The organism is Marinobacter manganoxydans MnI7-9 (assembly GCF_000235625.1).
Taxonomy (GTDB): Bacteria; Pseudomonadota; Gammaproteobacteria; order Pseudomonadales; family Oleiphilaceae; genus Marinobacter; species Marinobacter manganoxydans.
This window is the reverse complement of sequence record NZ_AGTR01000088.1, coordinates 1-19,841: the sequence shown is the minus strand read 5'-3', so window position 1 is coordinate 19,841 and position 19,841 is coordinate 1. Positions and strand designations below refer to the sequence as shown.

At 60.2% G+C, this 19,841-nt stretch carries 9 protein-coding genes and 1 pseudogene; 1 reads left to right on the top strand and 9 read right to left on the bottom strand.

The genetic code is table 11. From position 1 onward, the window contains the following. Positions 1-71 precede the first annotated feature (71 nt). From glgP to KYE_RS21725, 8 genes and pseudogenes are all read right to left on the bottom strand, one after another. Positions 72-2,618, bottom strand: a complete 2,547-nt coding sequence (glgP, locus tag KYE_RS20725) for an alpha-glucan family phosphorylase (protein ID WP_008177425.1) — start codon at positions 2,616-2,618, stop codon at positions 72-74. A gap of 43 nt (positions 2,619-2,661) precedes the next feature. After that, positions 2,662-3,842: pseudogene (gene nhaA / locus KYE_RS20720) on the bottom strand (Na+/H+ antiporter NhaA). Continuing rightward, positions 3,839-6,271, bottom strand: a complete 2,433-nt coding sequence (locus tag KYE_RS20715; RefSeq protein ID WP_008177419.1) for a heavy metal translocating P-type ATPase — start codon at positions 6,269-6,271, stop codon at positions 3,839-3,841. The pseudogene nhaA and the gene KYE_RS20715 overlap by 4 nt, the downstream one beginning before the upstream one ends. After that, entirely contained in the window at positions 6,268-7,290 is a 1,023-nt protein-coding gene (locus tag KYE_RS20710; protein ID WP_008177418.1) for a dihydroorotate dehydrogenase-like protein, read from the bottom strand. The genes KYE_RS20715 and KYE_RS20710 overlap by 4 nt, the downstream gene beginning before the upstream one ends. Positions 7,291-7,362: 72 nt before the next feature. Continuing rightward, positions 7,363-10,968 (bottom strand): pyruvate:ferredoxin (flavodoxin) oxidoreductase, encoded by a 3,606-nt coding sequence (gene nifJ, locus KYE_RS20705; RefSeq protein ID WP_008177414.1) that lies wholly within the window; start codon positions 10,966-10,968, stop codon positions 7,363-7,365. Next, the gene (locus KYE_RS20700) at positions 10,968-12,614 is read right to left on the bottom strand and encodes an NAD(P)-binding protein (RefSeq protein ID WP_008177413.1); all 1,647 of its coding nucleotides are present in this window, start codon (positions 12,612-12,614) and stop codon (positions 10,968-10,970) included. The genes nifJ and KYE_RS20700 overlap by 1 nt, the downstream gene beginning before the upstream one ends. Next, on the bottom strand, positions 12,611-12,883 hold the full coding sequence (locus KYE_RS20695; RefSeq protein ID WP_008177412.1) for a DUF5676 family membrane protein: 273 nt from the start codon (positions 12,881-12,883) through the stop codon (positions 12,611-12,613). Before KYE_RS20695 ends, KYE_RS20700 begins: the two co-directional genes overlap by 4 nt. Before the next feature lie 13 nt (positions 12,884-12,896). Then, positions 12,897-13,079: a DUF2933 domain-containing protein gene (locus KYE_RS21725; protein WP_008177410.1), complete on the bottom strand. Its 183-nt coding sequence runs from the start codon at positions 13,077-13,079 to the stop codon at positions 12,897-12,899. Between the two features lie 365 nt (positions 13,080-13,444). Between KYE_RS21725 and KYE_RS20685 the strand changes: the two genes are divergently transcribed. Continuing rightward, entirely contained in the window at positions 13,445-18,910 is a 5,466-nt protein-coding gene (locus tag KYE_RS20685) for a hypothetical protein (protein ID WP_008177408.1), read from the top strand. Here KYE_RS20685 and KYE_RS20680 read toward each other — a convergent pair. Continuing rightward, the gene (locus KYE_RS20680) at positions 18,902-19,765 is read right to left on the bottom strand and encodes a hypothetical protein (RefSeq protein ID WP_008177406.1); all 864 of its coding nucleotides are present in this window, start codon (positions 19,763-19,765) and stop codon (positions 18,902-18,904) included. The two genes, KYE_RS20685 and KYE_RS20680, sit on opposite strands and share 9 nt — an antisense overlap. Between the last annotated feature and the right edge of the window lie 76 nt (positions 19,766-19,841).

Here is a 19,841-nt window from a genome sequence, read left to right as displayed (position 1 = left end):
CCTGAGTGTCTCCTGCGCGCCAGGACACCAACCCGACTCGCGATCTTCCTGGATGCGCGATACCCGCCCGCTCACCGTTGCCAAAGGATGTGAGCAGCTTCCAGGGGGATCGCCACACCATTGTGATGCGGCATGAGTCGCGCGGTATAGTCTGTCGCCGGGCGGGCCGCAGGGGCTGCTGCGCGATAGCTGTAGCCGCTTTCGCCGTCCGTCGGTTGCCGCAGGCGCTGCATCTCCACCCGTTCAGGTGCGCTACCGTCCCTGCCGTCGGCGTAGAGCTCAACCCGCACGGCCTCCGGATCAAGGTCTCCGAGGTAGACCTGAACCTCGAAGAGGTGTTGTTCACCGTCAGGCTCGACCTCAACGTCGCCGAAGCGTATCGCGGCCCATTTGTGATCCAGCGCGTGCCGCCATTCAACCAGTTCCGCGCCGACTCCCCCTTTGCCAGCGGCCCGCTCACGGTATGCAGCGGCAGCCGGGAGGTAGTGTTGCTCGGTGTATTCGCGCACCGTACGGTTGGTAGAAAAGCGCGGTGTCAACCGCGCCATGCTCTCGCGCATCCGGTTCACCCAGGCGGAGGGAATGCCTTGTTCATCACGCGTATAGAACTCGGGGATCACTTCGCGTTCGAGCAGGTCGTACAGCGCATCGGCTTCAGCCGCATCCCGGGCCGGATCGTCGCCATGTTCCTGGCCGTCCCCCAGTGCCCACCCCACATCGGGCGTGTAGGCTTCGGCCCACCAGCCGTCCAGTTCCGACAGATTGATACCACCATTGACAAGTACCTTCATCCCACTGGTGCCACTGGCCTCCCAGGGCCGGCGAGGCGTATTGAGCCAGACGTCCACACCCTGCACCAGGTGCTCCGCCAAGTGCATGTCATAGTCGCTGAGGAAGATCACCCGGGAGCGTACCTCGGGCCGCCGGATGAAATGCATCCACTGCTGGATCAGGGCCTGGCCTTCCCGGTCCTGCGGATGGGCCTTGCCGGCCATAATGAGCTGCACCGGGCGTTCGGGGTCAGTCAGCAGGCGCAACAGGCGCTCCGGATCATGCAGCAGCAGGTTCGGCCTCTTATAGGTGGCGAAGCGACGGGCGAAGCCCAGCGTCAGTACGCCGGGATCAAACAGCTGTTTCGCAGCATCAGCGGCCTCGGGCGCCTCGCCGGAGGCGGCCAGCTCCCGGGATAATCGATCACGGACATATTCAACCACGGCCCTGCTGCCGGCCTGGCGAAATTGCCACAGACTGGCATCTGAGAGGGCGCGAATGTGCTGCTCATGGGCTTCCGTCGTCCCCAGCCAGCGATCCTTGCCACAAGCCCGGGTCCAAAGGTCATCCGCCGCCGCCGAATCCCAGGTCGGCATATGAACGCCGTTAGTCACGTGTGCGACTGGCACCTCATCCACCGGCCAGCGTGGAAACAGCGGCGCAAACAGGTGCCGGCTCACCTTGCCATGCAGGTGGCTCACGCCATTCACCGCTCCGCTGCCACGGATCGCCAGATACGCCATATTGAAATCCTCGGCCGGATCGTCCGGATTCCGGCGACCCAGCGCCAGCAAATCCTGGAGCGTAATACCGAGCTGGTTGCTTGCGTATCCACCCAGACAGTGTTCGATGAGGCCCGGTGCGAAACGGTCGAAGCCGGCGGCCACCGCCGTGTGGGTGGTGAAAAGATTACCCGCGCGCGTGGCGGCCAGTGCGACATCAAAGGGCTGCCCGGTCTGCTGCATGAAACTGCGCGCGCGCTCCAGCACGGCGAGTGCCGCATGCCCTTCGTTCAGATGACAGACTTCCGGTTCGATGCCGAGCGCGGCGAGCAGCCGCCAGCCGCCGACTCCGAGAATCACTTCCTGCATCAGGCGCTGATGTGGCGCCCCGCCATACAGTTCACTGGTTATTCCGCGGTACGGCGGGTAGTTCGCCGCATCATTACTGTCCAGGAGATAAAGCTTCACCCGGCCGACCTGAACCTGCCAGGCACGCAACCAGATCGCGTGCCCGGGCAGGTCGAGCTGTATCCGCAACCACTCCCCGTCGGGACGGCGCAACGGCGTAATCGGCAACTGGCCCGGATCGTTAAACGGGTAGAGGGCCTGTTGCGCGCCGTCCCGGTCGATCAGTTGGCGAAAATAACCTTGTTGATAAAGCAGCCCCACGCCGATCACCGGAACGCCCAGATCGCTGGCGGCCTTGAGCTGATCACCGGCCACATTGCCCAGCCCTCCGGAGTAAATGGGCAACGCCTCACCCAGCATGAACTCCATGCTGAAATAGGCAACACAGGTCAAAGACGAGTGCGGATAGGTTTGCTGAAACCACGCCGGCGCCTGAGAAGCATCTCGCCGGCTTTGCACCAGATCCTCGGTTTTTTTGCGGAAAACGGGATCGGCCAGAACACCCTCGAGCTTCTCCCGCGAGACCGTCTGCAGGACAACCCAAGGGTTCTTGGTCAACTCCCAGAGGTCGGGGTCCAGCTGTCGCCACACCCGGTCGGTGGCATGATTCCACGACGAACGCATATCAAGGGCCATCTCGGCCAGAACATCGAATCCCTCGACATCCGTATGCAACAGGCCGTATAGCGGCTGGCTGACAGGGGTTTCATTATTCATTGGGTCTCCTTCCTTTTTAGGCCGGGGCCTGCGCCCGCCGGAGTCAGCTGTGCTCCGGGGGATTAAACCGTGGGTGCGTGGCCTTCATCAGGACCACCACGCCGGCGACCGCCGACAGCAGCGAGCCCGCAATCACACTGAGACGGGCGCTGCGAAACGCCTCCGGATCGGGGAAGGCGAGGCCGGCGATGAACAGGCTCATGGTGAAGCCGATGCCGGCGACCATGGCCACGCCGGCGAGCTGACCCCAGCTCACCGACTCTGGAAGTCTTGCCACCCCTAGCCGCACCGAAAGCCAGGTGAAGCCAAAGATACCCAGCGGTTTCCCGACGAACAGCCCTAGCAAGATCCCCAGCGACGTCGGAGAGGCCAGCGTGGCTGCACTCGCCAGCGTCAGCACAATGCCGGAGTTGAAGAACGCGAAGATGGGTACCACGCCGAGCGCCACCCACGGCTGAAGCGCCTGTTCCGCATCTTTCAGCGGCGAGAAAGAGCGGCCGCCCTGCCTGGCCCGCATGGGAATCGCCAGGCCTATGGCCACCCCGGCCAGCGTCGCATGAACACCGGACTTGAGCACGGCGACCCAGAGAAACACACCCACGACGACGTAAGCCCCGGTACGGGTGACCTTGAAGACATTGAGCGCCACCAGGGCCGCAATCCCCAGGGCCGCCAGCACCAGCGATGTTGTGGCGAGCTGCTCGGTATAGAACAACGCGATGATGACGATTGCCCCCAGGTCATCGAAGATCGCCACCGCTGTCAGGAACACCTTGAGCGAGACCGGCACACGTGGGCCAAGCAGCACGAGCACGGTCAACGCCAGCACCGCGTCGGTAGCGGCGGGAATCGCCCAGCCGCGCATGGCCTCCGGATCGCCGGCGTTGAACACTGTATAGATCAGCGCCGGGACAGCCATGCCGCCGAGGGCGGCGAAACCGGGTGTGGCAATCGCCTTGGGTGTCGCCAGTTGTCCTTCCAGCACCTCGCGTTTCAGCTCCAGGGCAATGAGCAGGAAAAAAACACCATCAGCCCATCATTGATCCAGAGGATGATGGGCTTGTCGATGGCAAACTCACCGACGCGCAAGGACACCGGTAAATGGTGGATAATGTCATACCAGGCTTGCGCGGGCGAATTGTCGATCAGCAGCGCAAGCAGCATTGCTGCGAGCGTCGTCAGGCCTGCGATGAGCTGCAGGCGCGACAGAGCCCCGGAGCTCACCCCGGATTCCCCTCAAAACTTGTCATAGTTGCAGCACTTTCAGTACTTGCCGAGGCGGAGCCGGACCGGAACGTGCGGATGCCCTCCAGCCGCGTGCGCTTGAGCAGCAGGGCATTCACCGCCACCAGTGCCGAGCTGCCGGACATGGCGATCGCCGCCACCGTGGGACTCAGCACCAGTGGATAGAATACGCCCGCCGCCGCCGGGAAGGCGACAACATTGTAGGCCACGGCCCAGAACAGGTTCTGGTGCATCTTGCGCAGGGTGGCGCGCGACAGCTCAATGGCCCCGAGCACGTCGTAGGGATCGCTCTTCATCAACACCACATCGGCACTTTCCATGGCCACGTCGGTGCCGGCGCCGATGGCAAAACCCACCTCCGCCTGGGTCAGTGCCGGGGCGTCATTGACGCCGTCGCCCACCATGCCAACCTTCTTGCCCTGAGCCTGGAGCTCCTTGATTTTGTCCGCCTTTTGCCCCGGCAGTACATCGGCGATCACCGTGCCGATGCCCAACTCCCCGGCGATGCGCTCGGCGGTGGCCTGGTTGTCGCCGGTGAGCATGGCCACCTCCACGCCGCGTTCCCGCATCTTCCTGACCATCGCCGCAGCGGTGGGTCTCGGCGCATCCGCAATGGCAATGAGGCCGACCAGTTTCCCATCCCGGGCAACATGCACCGCGGTTTGCCCCGCACTCTGAAGACGAGCCGCCTCGTCCTTCAGGCTCGCCATATCGACCGTTTCTTCGTCCATCAGCCGGCGGTTGCCGAGCAGGACGGTCTTGCCGCCAACCTCGGCCCGGGCACCCTTGCCCTCGATGTTGGTGAAGCCGGTCAGCGGTTCGAGTTGCAATCCTTCGGCCCGCCTCTGAATGGCCTGGGCCAGGGGGTGGTCCGAACCCTGCTCCACGGTTCCAGCCAGAGCGAGGAGCGCCTCCTCGGTGCTGTCCGCCGCCACGACGACTTCGACCACCTGGGGCTCGCCCAGGGTCAGGGTGCCGGTCTTGTCGAACACCACGATATCCAGCCGGGTGGCATCCTCAAGTGCCGAGGCGTTCTTGAACAGAATGCCGTTCTTGGCGCCCAGGCCGGTGCCTACCATCACCGCCATGGGCGTGGCAAGACCCAGGGCGTCCGGGCAGGCGATGACGAACACAGTGATGGTCAGGGTCACGGCGAATAGCAGCGTCTGGCCGAGCAACCAGAACCAGACGGCGAAGGTGAGCAGGCCAACTACAATGGCGATCACCACCAACCACTGGGAGGCCTTGTCCGCCAGCAGCTGTGCCGGCGCCTTGGAATTCTGCGCCTCCTGCACCAGCTTGACAATCTGCGCCAGGGCCGTGTCGGAACCCACCTTGGTGGCGCGATACCTGAAGCTGCCACTCTTGTTGATGGTGGCACCGATCACCGTATCGCCAGGTTTCTTCTCCACTGGCATGGACTCGCCGGTGAGCATGGACTCATCCACCTGGGACTCGCCCTCCAGTACCTCGCCGTCCACCGGGATCTTGTTGCCGGGGCGGATCACGACGATGTCGTCCTTCAATACCTCGGCCGTGGGAATCTCCTGTTCCTGGCCATCACGCAGCACCGTCGCCTTGGGTGGTGCCAGGTCCATCAACGACCGGATGGCGTCCGAGGCCCCGGCGCGGGCGCGCATCTCCAGCCAGTGGCCAAGCAGGATGAACACCAGCAGCACCGCCACCGCCTCGAAAAATTGCACACCCGGGAAAAAGAGCGTGGAACCGATGCTGAACAGGTAGCCGGTGCCCACCGACAGCACCACCAGCACCGCCATGTTGAGCACGCCATTTTTCAGCGCGCGCCAGGCGGCAACAAAGAATGGCCAGCTTGGCCAGAGCACCGCGATGCTTGCGAGAATTAACAGCCAGAGGTCAAGCCGCAGCCCGAAGGGCGGCGCCGGCGGGTCGAACAGCCCGCCCATGGGGGAATAAATAAAAATCGGTATGGTGAAGATCAGGCAAACCCAGAAACGGTTGCGCATGTCGCGCACCATCGCCTGCATGCCCATGCCTCCGCCGTGACCCATCTCTTCGGCCATCTCGTCCTTGGCGCCGGTATGCTGGCCGTGTTCAGCAGGGTGGGCCCCATTGTCGTGGGCGGCGGCAGCATGGGAGGTATGGGCATGGCCACGCACCGCCTTATCCCCCGCCTCACCCGACTGGTCCCGCCGGTCGCATACATGCCTGGGTAACTGTTCTCCGGAACAGTGATAGCCGCACTCGTGTATCCGGGCCTTGATGGCCTCAAGATCGACCTTGACCTCATCGTAAGTGACCGTCGCGCTGCCGGCCACATAGTTGACCTCGGCTTTCTTGACGCCAGGCAACCTCAACAACTGCTTCTCCACGCCCTGGGCACTCAGTGCCGATAACAGACCGCCGACTTCCAGTGTGCTGGTCTTCATGGTTTGCCTCCTGCGGCATATTTGTGGGGGATCCTGTAACTTTGCAACATGTGCCTGTAAGCAGCCCGTTCGAAGGCCATTGCGTCCTTCAGGTGCAACTGACTCATGCGGCCACGGATATCGCCGAGCGAGTCAATGCCGCGTGCGGACAGCAAGGCGGTCAAGCCGTCGATGAGAGTCCGCATATGTTCGGGGCCGTGGCGCAGCAAGGCGGCGGTGGTCATGACCACGTCCGCACCGGCCAGCAGATATTTGAACACATCTTCCGCCGACTCCACCCCGGTGCTGGCAGCCAGGGCCGCCGGAATACGTCCATGGAGCACGGCAACCCACAACAGTGGCAGCCGCATCTCCGCCGGCGTGCTGAGCTCAAGATCCAGCGACAGCCGTAGCGTCGCGACATCGATGTCGGGTGGGTAGATCCGGTTAAACAGTACCAATGCGTCCGCACCGGCCTCGGCGAGCGCCCGGGCCATCGCCCCCGGCGCACTGAAGCAGGGGCCGATCTTGACCGCAACCGGGATCGTAACCGCCCCCTTCACCGCCGCCAGGATGTCGAGATGGCGCTGCTCGACGTCGCGACCTGCCATCGCCAGATCGGTCGGGACAAAGTAGATATTGAGCTCTATCGCATCGGCGCCGGCGTCCTGCAGCCCGCGCGCATAGTCGACCCAGCCGGACTGCGAGACACAGTTCAGACTGGCAATCACCGGGATGCCGAGCGCCTCCTTGGCTCGGCGCACCATGTCGAGATAACGCTCCGGCCCAAAGCCGCAGCCACCGTGGCCCGGAAAAAAGCTCAGTGCCTCGGCGCATCCGTCCGCCGTCCCTTCGGTGCGATGTTCAAACTCATCCCGCTCCGCGAGAATCTGCTCCTCGAAGATCGACGGCAGCACGACGGCGCCGGCACCGGCATTTTCAAGCCGGCAGAGCTGGTCGAGATCGCCATTCAGCGGTGATGCCGAAGCGACCAGCGGATTGCGCAGGCGCAGCCCCATGTAATGGGTCGTCAAGTCCATAGGCCATTCTCCATCTTTGGGTTATCCCTGTTCCAGAATGCAAGTATTCACGACCGTTGTGTCACCGTTATGTCACCCTTGTGTCACACCGGGCTCGTCGATGACCGGATGGAAACACTGGCTACCGCGACTGGCCAGTTCCTCGTACTGCCGATATTTCTCGGTCACGACCTGCTGTGCCTTGGCCAGCAGCGCCTCGGCCGCGTCCGGATCCGTATGGGCAAGCGCCCGGTAGCGCAATTCGTTGTAGGCGTACGCCTTGAACGGGATTGTCGGTCGTGGTGAGTCGAGCCGGAATGGCCGTTCGCCAATGGTGTGCATGGCCGGGTTGAAACGGAACAGCGGCCAGTAGCCGCTCGCGGTCGCCAGATCCTGCTGCTGCATACCGTGGCGCAGATCAAAGCCGTGCGCGATGCAGTGGCTGTACGCGATGATCAACGACGGGCCAGGCCAGGCCTCGGCCTCGCGGAAGGCAAGTAGCGTGTGCTGAGGATTGGCGCCCATCGCCACCTGCGCGACATAGACGTCGCCGTAGGCGATTGCCTGTAATGCCAGATCCTTGCGGGCCACGCGCTTGCCGCCGGCGGCAAACTTGGCGACCGCGCCGAGCGGCGTCGCCTTGGACGCCTGGCCGCCGGTATTGGAGTAAACCTCGGTGTCCAGCACCAGCACGTTGACGTCGCGACCACTCGCCAGCACCTGATCGAGTCCGCCGAAACCGATATCATAAGCCCAGCCGTCGCCGCCAACGATCCAGACACTGCGGCGCAGAAGATGGTCGACAACCGATGACAGGTCGGCGGCGGTTTCGTCATCCAGAGTGGCAAGCGTGCGCTTCAGCTCTTCGATACGGCTGCGCTGGGCGCGGAGCTCGGATTCGCGCAGTTGCGGCGCATCGAGGATCGAACGGGCGAGTTCCTCACCCACTTTCGGCGCCAACCGGCGCAACAACGTTCTCGCCAGCTCGAGGTGCTGATCGGCGGCAAGACGGAATCCCAGCCCGAACTCGGCGTTGTCTTCAAACAGGGAGTTCGACCAGGCCGGCCCCCGTCCGCCCTCGTCCCTGGTCCAGGGCGTGACCGGCAGGTTGCCACCGTAGATCGACGAACAGCCGGTGGCATTGGCGATCTGCAGGCGGTCGCCGAAGAGTTGCGACAGGAGTTTGAGGTAGGGTGTCTCGCCGCAGCCGCCGCAGGCGCCGGAGAACTCGAACAGCGGCTGCAGAAACTGAACACCACGGACGTTGGCGAAATCGATGCGCGCGCGGTCATTCACCGGCAGCGCCTCAAAGAAGGCGATGCTTTCGCGCGAGCTTTCGAGGATCGGCGCCTTGGGCCCAAGGTTGATTGCCTTCACCCCGGGGTTGAGCGGGCTGTGCGCCGGGCAGACCTCGACACAGATACCGCAGCCCGTGCAGTCTTCGACGTAGACCTCCAGCGAGAAGCGGACATCGGGATTGCCGCGTGAATTGACCGGTGCCGACTTGAAGTCAGCCGGCGCACCGTCCAGCTCGCTCTGGCCATAGTACTTCGACCGGATCACGCTGTGCGGGCAGGCAAAGCCGCACTGGCCGCACTGAATGCACAAGTCCGGCTCCCACACCGCCACATCATCGGAAATGTTGCGCTTCTCGAACGCCGCGGTGCCGGACGGGAAGGTGCCGTCGGCGGGCAACTGACCGACGCGGAGCTCGTCGCCCAGGCCGAGCATCATCATGGCGGTGACTTCATGCACGAATGGCGGCGCCCGGTCCGGCACGACCGGTGGCCGGTCGAACAGACTGGTCGCCGCGCCCGGAACGGCCACTTCGAACAACTGCGCCAGCGTCTGGTCCACGGCCGCGAAATTCTTTCGCACCACGTCGGCGCCCTTGACGCCATAGCTTTTCTCGATCGACTGCTTGATCCGTTGTATCGCCTCGTCACGGGGCAGCACCCCTGAGATGGCGAAAAAACAGGTTTGCAGCACGGTGTTGATACGCCCGCCCAGACCGGCATCGCGCGCGACTTTCGAGGCGTCGATCACATAAAAGCGCAGCTTCCTGTCCAGAATCTGCCGTTGCAGTGATCGCGGCAGGCTGTTCCATACCGAGTCCGGTCCATGGGGTGTGTTGAGCAGGAAGGTTCCGCCTTCGGCGGCCAGCCGCAGCACATCGATGCGATCAAGAAAACCTGCCTGGTGGCAGGCGATGAAGTTGGCCGATTCGATCAGGTACGGAGCGCGGATCGGCTGTTTTCCAAAACGCAAGTGTGAGACAGTCTGTGCGCCCGATTTGTGCGAATCGTAAACGAAATACCCCTGGGCGTAGCGCCCAGGCTCCGCGGCGAGGATTTTCACGCTGTTTTTGTTGGCACCGACTGTGCCGTCAGCACCCAGGCCATAGAAGAGCGCGCGTACCACGTCGTCGCGCTCAAGCGAGAATGCGGCGTCTACCGGCAGGCTGGTGTGAGCAACATCGTCCTCAATGCCGACCGTGAAGCCGTTCTTCGGTTCAGGCAGCTTCAGCTCGTCAAACACGGCCTTGACCTGGGCCGGGTTGAAGTTCTTTGAGCCCAGGCCGTAGCGCCCGCCGATCACCCGCGGCAGGACTGCGCGCGTGCCGTCGGTGACCGCCCGGGCCAGGGCCGCGACCACATCAAGATAGAGTGGCTCGCCGGGCGCCCCCGGCTCCTTGCTCCTGTCCAGCACCGCGATGGCACGGCAGGTCTCGGGCAAGGCGGCGAGGAAGTGCCCGACGGCGAACGGACGGTAGAGCCGCACCTGCAGCACGCCCACCCTCTCCCCGGCACGCCCCAGGAAATCAGAGGTCTCGCGCGCGGTTTCCGCCGCCGACCCCATCAGTACAATGACCCGCTCGGCGTCGGGTGCCCCCTCATACTCGAACAGGCGGTAGGCTCGGCCGGTGAGCGCAGCAAAGCGATCCATACTGGCCTGCACGATCTCCGGCACTCGCGCATAGTAAGGATTACAGGCCTCGCGCGCCTGGAAAAAGGTGTCGGGATTATGGGACGTGCCACGCACCACCGGATGTTCCGGCGTCAGGGCGCGCGCCCGGTGTGCGCGCACAAGGTCTTCGCGGATCATTGCCCGGATGTGCTCATCAGACACCAGACTCAGGTTGTTCACTTCGTGCGAGGTCCGGAAGCCGTCAAAGAAATGCAGGAAGGGAACCCGCGCCTCGAGCGTTGCCGCCTGCGTAACCAGCGCCATGTCGTGGGCCTCCTGCACCGAGCCGGAGGACAGCAGCGCAAAACCGGTCCCGCGGGCGGCCATGACATCGGAATGGTCACCAAAGATCGACAGCGCGGAGGTCGCCAGTGCGCGGGCCGCCACATGAAATACGGTCGGGGTCAGCTCGCCCGCGATCTTGTACATGTTCGGCAGCATCAGCATCAGCCCCTGGGAGGCCGTGAAGGTGGTCGTCATGGCGCCCGACTGCAGCGCGCCGTGAACAGCGCCGGCGGCACCGCCCTCGCTCTGCATTTCCTGCACCACAGGAACGCTGCCCCAAAGGTTGGTCATCCCCCGGGCCGCCCACTCGTCCGCCAGCTCCGCCATGGACGAGGCAGGGGTGATGGGATAAATCGCACACACTTCGTTAGTGCGATAGGCAACGCGGGCAACCGCGCTGTTGCCGTCCAGGGTCTCGGTCCGGAGTCTGTCGGTTTCGTGGTTCATTACTTGTCATCCTCCCGGACCGGTTCGGGAATTATGCTGATCGCGTGGGTTGGGCAGGTCTCGTAGCACACCTCACAGCCAGTGCACCGATCATAAAGAAAGCGATAGCGCCGGCCCGGCCCCAGCTTCTCGATCGCCTGCTCAGGGCAGGCAGCGTAACACTGATCGCACTCGAAACAGTTGCCGCAGGAAAGGCATCGTTGTGCCTCATAGCGCGCCTCGGTGCTGCCCAGCCCTGACAGTACCTCGGTGAAATTGCCGGCACGGGCCTCGACCGGTAGCACCTGCTGCGCCTTCGGTTCGGCGTCGCTGTAGATTGGCAGGTTCAGCATGTCGAACGTGGCGAGCCGGTGTTTCTCGGGGGGCTGGAAGCTGCCCCCGTGCAGCCAGGCATCAATGTGTCGTGCCGCTTTCTTGCCGTGCCCGACCGCGGCCGTCACACTCCGTTCGCCCGGCACCAGGTCGCCGCCGGCGAAAATTCCGGGGTGAGCGGTCATCATGTTTTCCGCAACCACGACCGTGCCGTCGGGCTGGAATTCGACCCCCGGGATCTTGCGGAGGAAGCCACTATCGCTCTGTTGCCCAAGGGCCAGCACGACCGCGTCTGCTTCGAGCGTCTCAAACTGGCCGGTCGGTTGCGGCCGCCCGTCCGGATCCAGCTCCATGCGCTCAACGCGCAGCGATGGCCCGGCGATTTCCTTGATGCTGGTGAGCCATTGAATCCTGACGCCCTCCTCAAGCGCCTCGTCCGCCTCAAAAGCATGGGCAGGCATGTGCGCCCGGTCGCGGTGGTAGACAATTACTGCCTCCTCGGCACCCAGGCGCTTCGCTGTGCGCGCGGCGTCCATCGCCGTGTTGCCGCCGCCATAAACCACCACTCGCCGGCCGAGCTGCAACTGCCCGCCGGCACCAACCTCACGCAGGAGTGTGACGGCATCGAGCACACGGGCAGCATCGCGCGCCGGAATGTCAACATGTTTCGAGGCATGCGCACCGATGGCGACGAACGCCGCATCGAAGCCACCCGACGTCTGCTCCGCAAGCAGGTCCTCAACCTTGTGACCGAGGACAATCTTGACGCCCATCGCCTCAATCCGCCTCACTTCCTGCATGAGCACCTCGCGCGGCAGCCTATAGGCGGGAATGCCGAAGTGCAGCATGCCACCGGGCTGCGAACCGGCGTCGCGGATCTCCACGGCATGCCCCAGCCGCGCGAGGTGATAGGCGGCCGAGAGTCCACTCGGTCCCGCGCCAACCACCAGCACGCGCTTGCCCGAGGCCGGCGCCTCGACTGGCAGTTGCCAGCCTTCCTGTGTGGCAAGGTCGCCCAGAAACCGCTCAACGGCGTGAATGGAGACCGCGCTGTCGAGTGCGCCGCGGTTGCATCGGGTTTCGCACGGGTGATAGCAGACCCGCCCGTGGATCGCCGGAAAGGGGTTGTCCCGGGTAAGAGTGAGCCAGGCTTCACGGTAGCGGCCCGAACGCACCTGCTCGAGCCAACCCTGGATGTTCTCGCCAGCCGGGCAGGCCTGGTTGCAGGGCGGCAAAAGGTCCTCGTAGACGGGCCGCCGCGTACGTGTCGGCCCGGTGCCCCGCTCGGCAAGAAGGTCTATGAGCGGTGTCACGTCGGCGGGAGGCTCAATCATTTTGCCTCCCGCCGGGCGTTGAAGCGGCGATAAAGCCAGTTGTAGATCGGGCAGAACACCAGCCCCGCATAGGCGCCGTATAGAAAACTCTCAACCAAGCCTAGCAGGAATCCCCACCAGGTCAGCCACTTGAATGCCGGCAGTACCTGCTCAAGGAATGTGTGCATGTGCACGCTTTGGGGTGTCACCAGTCCGTAGATAACGCAGACGATGAAGGTGACCGCTGTGAAAAGCCCCAGCGCCCAGGCAACCAGTCTTGTATTAAGCATGCTCTACCCCCCGTCAATGCTGATGGCCCGAAGGCCTGTCCCGGTCGCTGTCCGGCTTGTCCGGTTTGTCCGGCGCGCCATGTCCGCCGTGCCCGCCCCCGCCGTGGCCACCATGCCCACCGTGACCGAACATGTGCATGGCCACGAACAGGATGCCGATAACCACCCAGAACCAGTTTTCCGCTAACCATTCCATATAACCCTCCTCCGTCTGCGGTTGCGCCCGACTGCCATTGTGTGATCTCCGGAGCGGGCATGCATCTCCAGCGAGATAAGCAAACCACAGTCACCTGAGTTCAACCTGAATTATTGGAGCGAACCGGATCGGGATTTGACCTCAATCAAGTCAGGAATGGGAAACTTTCTGCGGACAAATAAAAAAGGCAGACCAGTAGCTTACTGATCTGCCTTTCTCTTAGATGGTAGCGGGGGCTGGATTCGAAGGTTATGAGACTGATGTTTTAGGCACACTTTTTTTGTGCCAAATTGATGATATTTGATATAAATTGATGTGTGAATTAGAATTTTGGATAGAAGGGAGAGTGGAGACTAAGTACAACAATGCCAAGTAACGACAAGCAGAAATGGCACGGGGCTGATCAATCAGACAACGAGGACTTGACCTTAAGGCATCCAGGCCCTCACTTTCAAGCCATCCGTTCTTGGGCTGAACAAAACAACGTCTCCGACATCTTCGACGCCATAGCGCTCGCCTTTGGCTTCACTGAAAACTTCACGATCGTCGGCAACCTGTATCGCGAACTCTCTAACCCGGACTCAAAGGCCATTCTGCATCAGTGGGCTGACAATCCCTACATCAGCCACCTAAGCAGGCTTCTTTTCTCGTTCAGCCAAGATAAAGACTTTGCCAATAACTATTCCGGTCTTCACCAGGGCGTATCAAGAGGCAACACGAAAACCATTCTGCGGTCGGCAGGAGCAGATCTGAAAAACGAGCATTTTCTGCTCGAACTGGTTATCCAACCACAGCCCCCTTCCGACAATAAACTACTCGACCGATTACGAAGAACTCTAAAAATATGGCTGATCGTACAGGCACTGGAAAGAACCGCAGAGCATAACTGCCCACACGATAACCAGATTCAGCAGGTCGCCAGCACACTCTGCCTCCCCGGAGAGAACAGCAAATGGACACTTATTGACAACATTCTTGAAATGTCATTGAAAGCCTGCCCGTCAGACCACTACTCGTACTCCCAATTCAACCTGGCAATACGACACGCCGCATCTCAGCTAATCGCCAGATACTCAGGGCCAGAAACCCGTAAAGAGCTGCTGCTTCTTAGGGCCATCCAACGGGTTGCAGAGGGCCAACTCAACCCCACCAGAGCTCAAAAAACAGAGACCGCTTTTCAGACTTCCTTTACGAACCTACTCCAAGCAACAGAGGGCGCATTGGATCTGAGCAGCTCGGCAGGCGGGCCTCAACTTCTTGCCTATTCAGACAGCGAAACAGACTCTGCCGATGAAGAAGCCCTGCATCAACTGCTGCTGTTCGGCGTCGACCCGGAAGAAACACCAGAACAGCAGAAACTCTCGGGTCAAAGCATACTGATGCAGACGGCAGAACTGTCAAACTATCTTCCTTGGTCATGGGAAAAACCACTTCCCCCAGAAGCCCATCAACTCGATCAGTGGATTAACTGCACTCTGGCTGAGGACCGCCCTGAAGAAAAACTGGGGGGCGCGTTAGTCTGGCTGGCCGTTCATCTTGAACGCTCCCTGGAGTTCATACAGGAAATTGAAATAACGGATGACTTACGCGATGAATGGAGCATTTCCCAAGACCTAGTGACTGCCCACCGGGAACGACCGAGGCGACACAGCTCTTGGCATCCGGATGCCGAAGCTCAACCTCTGATCGAACCGTTCCAGGACAATCTCCGCGTCACGCTGCCAGAGCAAATACAGAGCGCTCTCCGAGAGGCTACCCAGGTTTTCCCGGACATCGCCACTCTTCGGCAACTATGGGCACGGGCCAGCCCTCATGCCCTAACAACATGGTTCAGGCAACACGCGAAACGGCATTTCCCGAGACTCACCAGCGCCAAACTCGCTAACGCACAGTCCCAAAGTGTTTTCGAAGAGACATGCGATCATTCATTGGCTCGCTTACTTTCGGCCCACCCTCGAGCTACGTTACCAGCAGCTTGTGGATACGCCAACTGGAGCATCGCTCAGGTTCAAAACGGATTTGGGCTTCCATTACAAAACCCCGCATTAGGCGATGAGAGGACCAATCTTCTCGGGAGCCTCCTTGCGCCACTCGAGTCCATTTTGGTCGAGGGCATTCGGGAAGCCACCCAAACCCTGCTGGAAAGCTCGCAAGGCGACCCCATCACTTTCCACAACCATCTGGTCCAATACACTGTCACGGCCCTGAATGCCGCAACCGGTTGCCGTAACCTGTCAGAGCCTTTCGAGTCGATCGCCCACTTCTGTGATCACCCCCCGGCCGTCTTTATCAATGATAAATCCGACGACGGCCTTCACTGCGGACGAATGGTTCCACTTGCAGATGGCGCAAAAGGGCTATTGGAGGACTATCTCGAGCACCTTCGTCGGTTCAAGGCGAGCCTTTCAGGTCAACACAAAGACCTTGCGCATCGCATCCAACAGGTTCTGGAAGGAAACTCCGACACCCTGCCCCTGTTCTTCCTGCTCGATAGCAATGGTGCGTGGCATCCATTAACCGATTTAGCCGTCCCAGGATCGGAACTCTTCTCGTGGCCTCTTCCGAAGAACCTGTTCCGGCACAGGTTTGCCCAGCAGCTAGCTCGAATGAACGTTCACCCCGAAGTCATAGACGGCTGGATGGGCCATGGGGAGCGGGGAACAACCTCCTACAGTGATCACTCGGCGAGGTGTTGGCGAGAGGACCGTGAACGGTATAAGGAAGCCCTGGACGACTGCTTTGAACGGCTAGGCTTTATAGTGCGACTGCCCAAGACCAACTTCGACATCACTGCCTTCGAAGCCAAACAACCCGCTGATACTTACCGGGAGCCTGAATGCTTTGGTCAGGCACGGCGACACTCGGAACGGCTCAAAGCCCGTGATCTGGCGCGTTCTGCAGCCCGGAAGGAGCTGGACTTGGCACTAGATGCCAGCCCAGTCAGCGATGAGAGCGAACTCAATCAAAGCTACATTGATCGTCTGGCAAAAAGAATGATCTCCCGCGAAAACGGGATGCCCCACCCTCAGGCGGCTGTTCGGATGGAAGTGTTGGTCCAATGGCTGGAGGAACACCGCCCCCATACAAGACAATTCATACGACACAGAACATTAAGGGTAGGCACCGAACGCTCACTGGTCAGAGACACTTGCCCCAGAGCGCTTCAAACCATGCCGAACCTTGCACAATGGGCGCGGGACACGAAGCAGGCCATCCGGCAAGCTCGACTTTCGAAGTCCGATAGTCTGGCGCTGGCCACTGCATTCGTTGCGATTGAAAAGCGCATATCCTATCTCAGACTACTGGAAGATCTGGTTCAAGGGCAAAACTTCCGGGTAATACAACACAAGCAACGCGTGTACCTGGAGTACTCCGAATTCCTGGAGCCCAATGATTACAATCAACCGGTTCAACGGCATCAGATCGACCACACCACCGGACGACTGTTAGCGAAAGGGCTCGGAATCAAAGACAGCAAGGATCTCGACACAGCGCCCTGTCCGAAGTCGTTACAATCACTGGCCACAATACTGGCGGAAACCAGACACCTTGATGATGTAAAAAGAAACGAGCGGTCGGTAGGCGCGCTGTTAAAAGAGCTGAGCCGGTTAATTGAACAGGCTAACCTGATTGACCTTCCAGGTATGGTGGCAGGCGCTCTCAGTAATAGAAACCCTCCTACCAGCCTGTGCTTGTACGATTATTTTCGCCTGACAGAAGGTCAGCGATATCAACCACCGGAGTCCACTCCAGAGCAGGACCTTCCAGAAACTGAAAATTTACCCCCGATTCCAGCATCAGCCTCTGGTACTTATCCCGAACCTTTTTACGACTCGGCGAAAGCTTTTCTTGGAGGACTGCAGGACATTCTGAATCAATACACAAAAGCCAAGTCACGAGAGATTGCCAAACAGGTCGAACAGCACTGCCGGGCCCATACTCACTCTGTCAGCAGTGCCGTTTTACTACTTGGCTACTGGGTCGCACACCGAATCCGAAAAGGTAAAGGCCGAGCTAACTATGCCCACAAAGCCTACGCGACTGGGTCTATCAAACGGTACTTAAGTGAACTGTCTGGCCCATTTCGTGGTTTCGCCTACAAGGCGGATTTGCTGTTGATGGCCGAGGAGGACGTCACTGAGCTTTGCGCCAAAATGCTGTCTCACTGCGCTCACAAACTGAAAGACCTGGCGTATTTTTCGGCACGCCTTATTGAGTTCTTCGACTGGGCGAGTGAGCGCGGAGTATCCACTCCCGACTGGGACGAACTTGATCTCGGCAGTGCCCGACGCTCGGTTCGCCCCAGGCTCTTTTCAGAAAGCGAGTACCTCCAGGCCCTCCAACTGCTCCTGCATCCTGACACCGAGGAGATCGAACGGGGTATGCAAGCCGCCTTTGTACTTCTGTTAGGTTTCCGCTTCGGGCTCAGGGCCCAGGAGGCTATTGGCTTACTCCGCTCGGACTGGTGCGAAGCCGCTGGGTTGACCTGGGTACTGGTTCAAAGCAATTCCATACGTGGCCTGAAAAGCAGCGTCCACAGCCGGCGAGCTGTACCGCTGGTATTTCAACTGAGTGCTGTCGAGCGGTCACTGGTTACATCAATACTGACACGATATACGACCAGGCTGGGTAACGCCGACAATAAGCCGATCCTTGCCGACAAAGAGGGTAACCTCACGCCGTTTGCGGGATCCATTCCATCGGATATTGCACGGACGCTTAAATTGGTGACCGGAAACACCCGCATGAGCCTGCACCAGGCCCGCCACGGATTCTGTAATGTGCTGAACAGCGCCTTGTTTGAGATAGACACACCGCTTGCCCAAAAACTCACTGAATCGGTCGATAGGGAGAGCCTCCGAAAGGTACTGCTCGGCAACCACGGGCTGCCGTCAAGACGCGGCTCTATGGCGATCGCCCGGGCGCTCGGGCACCACTCGCCTCGAACGCAATTTCGCTCCTATAACCGCATGATGACAGAGTGGGCAGACAGGCTCACTCCGGTAACCACCCACTACGCCGGCACGATTTCAAAGGCCGTCCAGATTGATCGTTGGCCTGTAAAATCCGCCAGTGAAGTCGAGAGTGCGGCTCCCACCATTTTTGCACAGCGAACCAGACTCACGCCCCTTATTGTGATGGAAGCTCTGAGACTGATGGCGCTTGGGTACGCGGCTCACGGAATCGAACCGATGCTTCGCCTGCCACCGGGAGAACTCGCCGATGTAGAAATTCTGGTTGACCGGATAAATGCGGGGTTGCGGTTCAAGGTCTATGACCCGGAACAAATGAAGAAGGCATTCGTGTACGGCACCAAACTGCCGAAGTATTTACTGAAATCTCGCTCGACTGCCGTATGGCCCCGACTGCTGCAGATGTGCGACGAGCTGCACAACTGTGAGGAACTGGACACCGACCGACCGCTACCTTCTCTCGCCCAGGCCTCGAATCTCGTTGGTAGAAATGGCCACTTGCTGATGAACGAGGTCGAAGATGCTCACCTGATGCGGCTTCTGGTGGACGCATTCAAAATCCCCGAGAATTCGTACAAAGTCGTCATAAAGAGCAAACCGGATTATGCTCCCCGAGCTCAAAGAGTGGTTCTGGCAGGTGAATTTGTACCGGCAGCCGCCTCGCTGCAACTCGACACCTTCAACGAGGATTACGATAAAAACTACACCAGGGCGCGCTCTTACGCGGGATTAGTCCTCACCAGCCCTATGATTACCCAAATCCATGATCGCCTGGAGTTGGTACTACTCTTCATCGCAATTGCATCGGCCTACTGCCCGAAACCCGCACCACTGACGCCGTTACCCCCCCTATCCTAACTGAAGGTCGAAGCTCTCCGCAGGGTCCACCGCCACTTCTTCTAGTTCAAGAAGAGTCAATACCGTTTTTTGCTTTCTGGCTTCTTGTTGGCTCACCACTTGAAACTTAACCAAACTGCGATTCGCATAGGCTCTGGCGAAGACACGAAGGAAATCCAGATCGTGGCACAAAATCTCAGTTCTTCCCTCGATTTCCGAGGCGTCCTCATCGTTAGCGCCGGGTGTCACCCACAGCGTCACCGTACTTTTTTGCTCGTCGAACCCTAACGGCCTGCCTGCCGCCCACATGGTGCCAAGAGCTTTTTGCTCGACCGTTAAAGACGGCATGACACCCTGTACCGTTGCCCCACCGAGATCTTCAAAGCCAAACCTCACCATGACGCCCTGCTTGATCGAGCGGCTCGCAAATTTTGCCGCTATCCCTCGGCTAAGGGTTCCAAGAAACTCTTGCTCCTTTTCGGAAAGAATTGGCTCATCTTCCGGTTCGCCCAATATCCTCTGTGGGATCAAATCCCTAAATACCAATCGAGCGGCAGCCCTGAATACTTCCACCTCCGAAGCCGTAGCCCCAGGCCCTACGAGCCTCACAACGTAAGTTGCCGGGAATTCGACATTGTGCGTAGGTTCAATCCTGAGACGCCACTCTACGGAAGTCGCCGCCAATTTCCTCATATCTCGAAAATCGTTAAGAGCTGAAACCACGGCGTCCTTTAGCTGTTTTTGGGCAGGCAGGACAATTGAGGAATCTTCCTCAAACTCAAGCACCCCGCCGGAATTAACGACGTGTGGTGCACTTGCTGGATGTAAGACGACGATTGTACCGTCGAACGAAACGGAGTCTTCATGAATACCCATAAGATTTTGTTTCCCCGAGCTTTCCCATATGTGTTTTTTTCGCTATTGACACAAACGATATAGCCGCCATTGACCC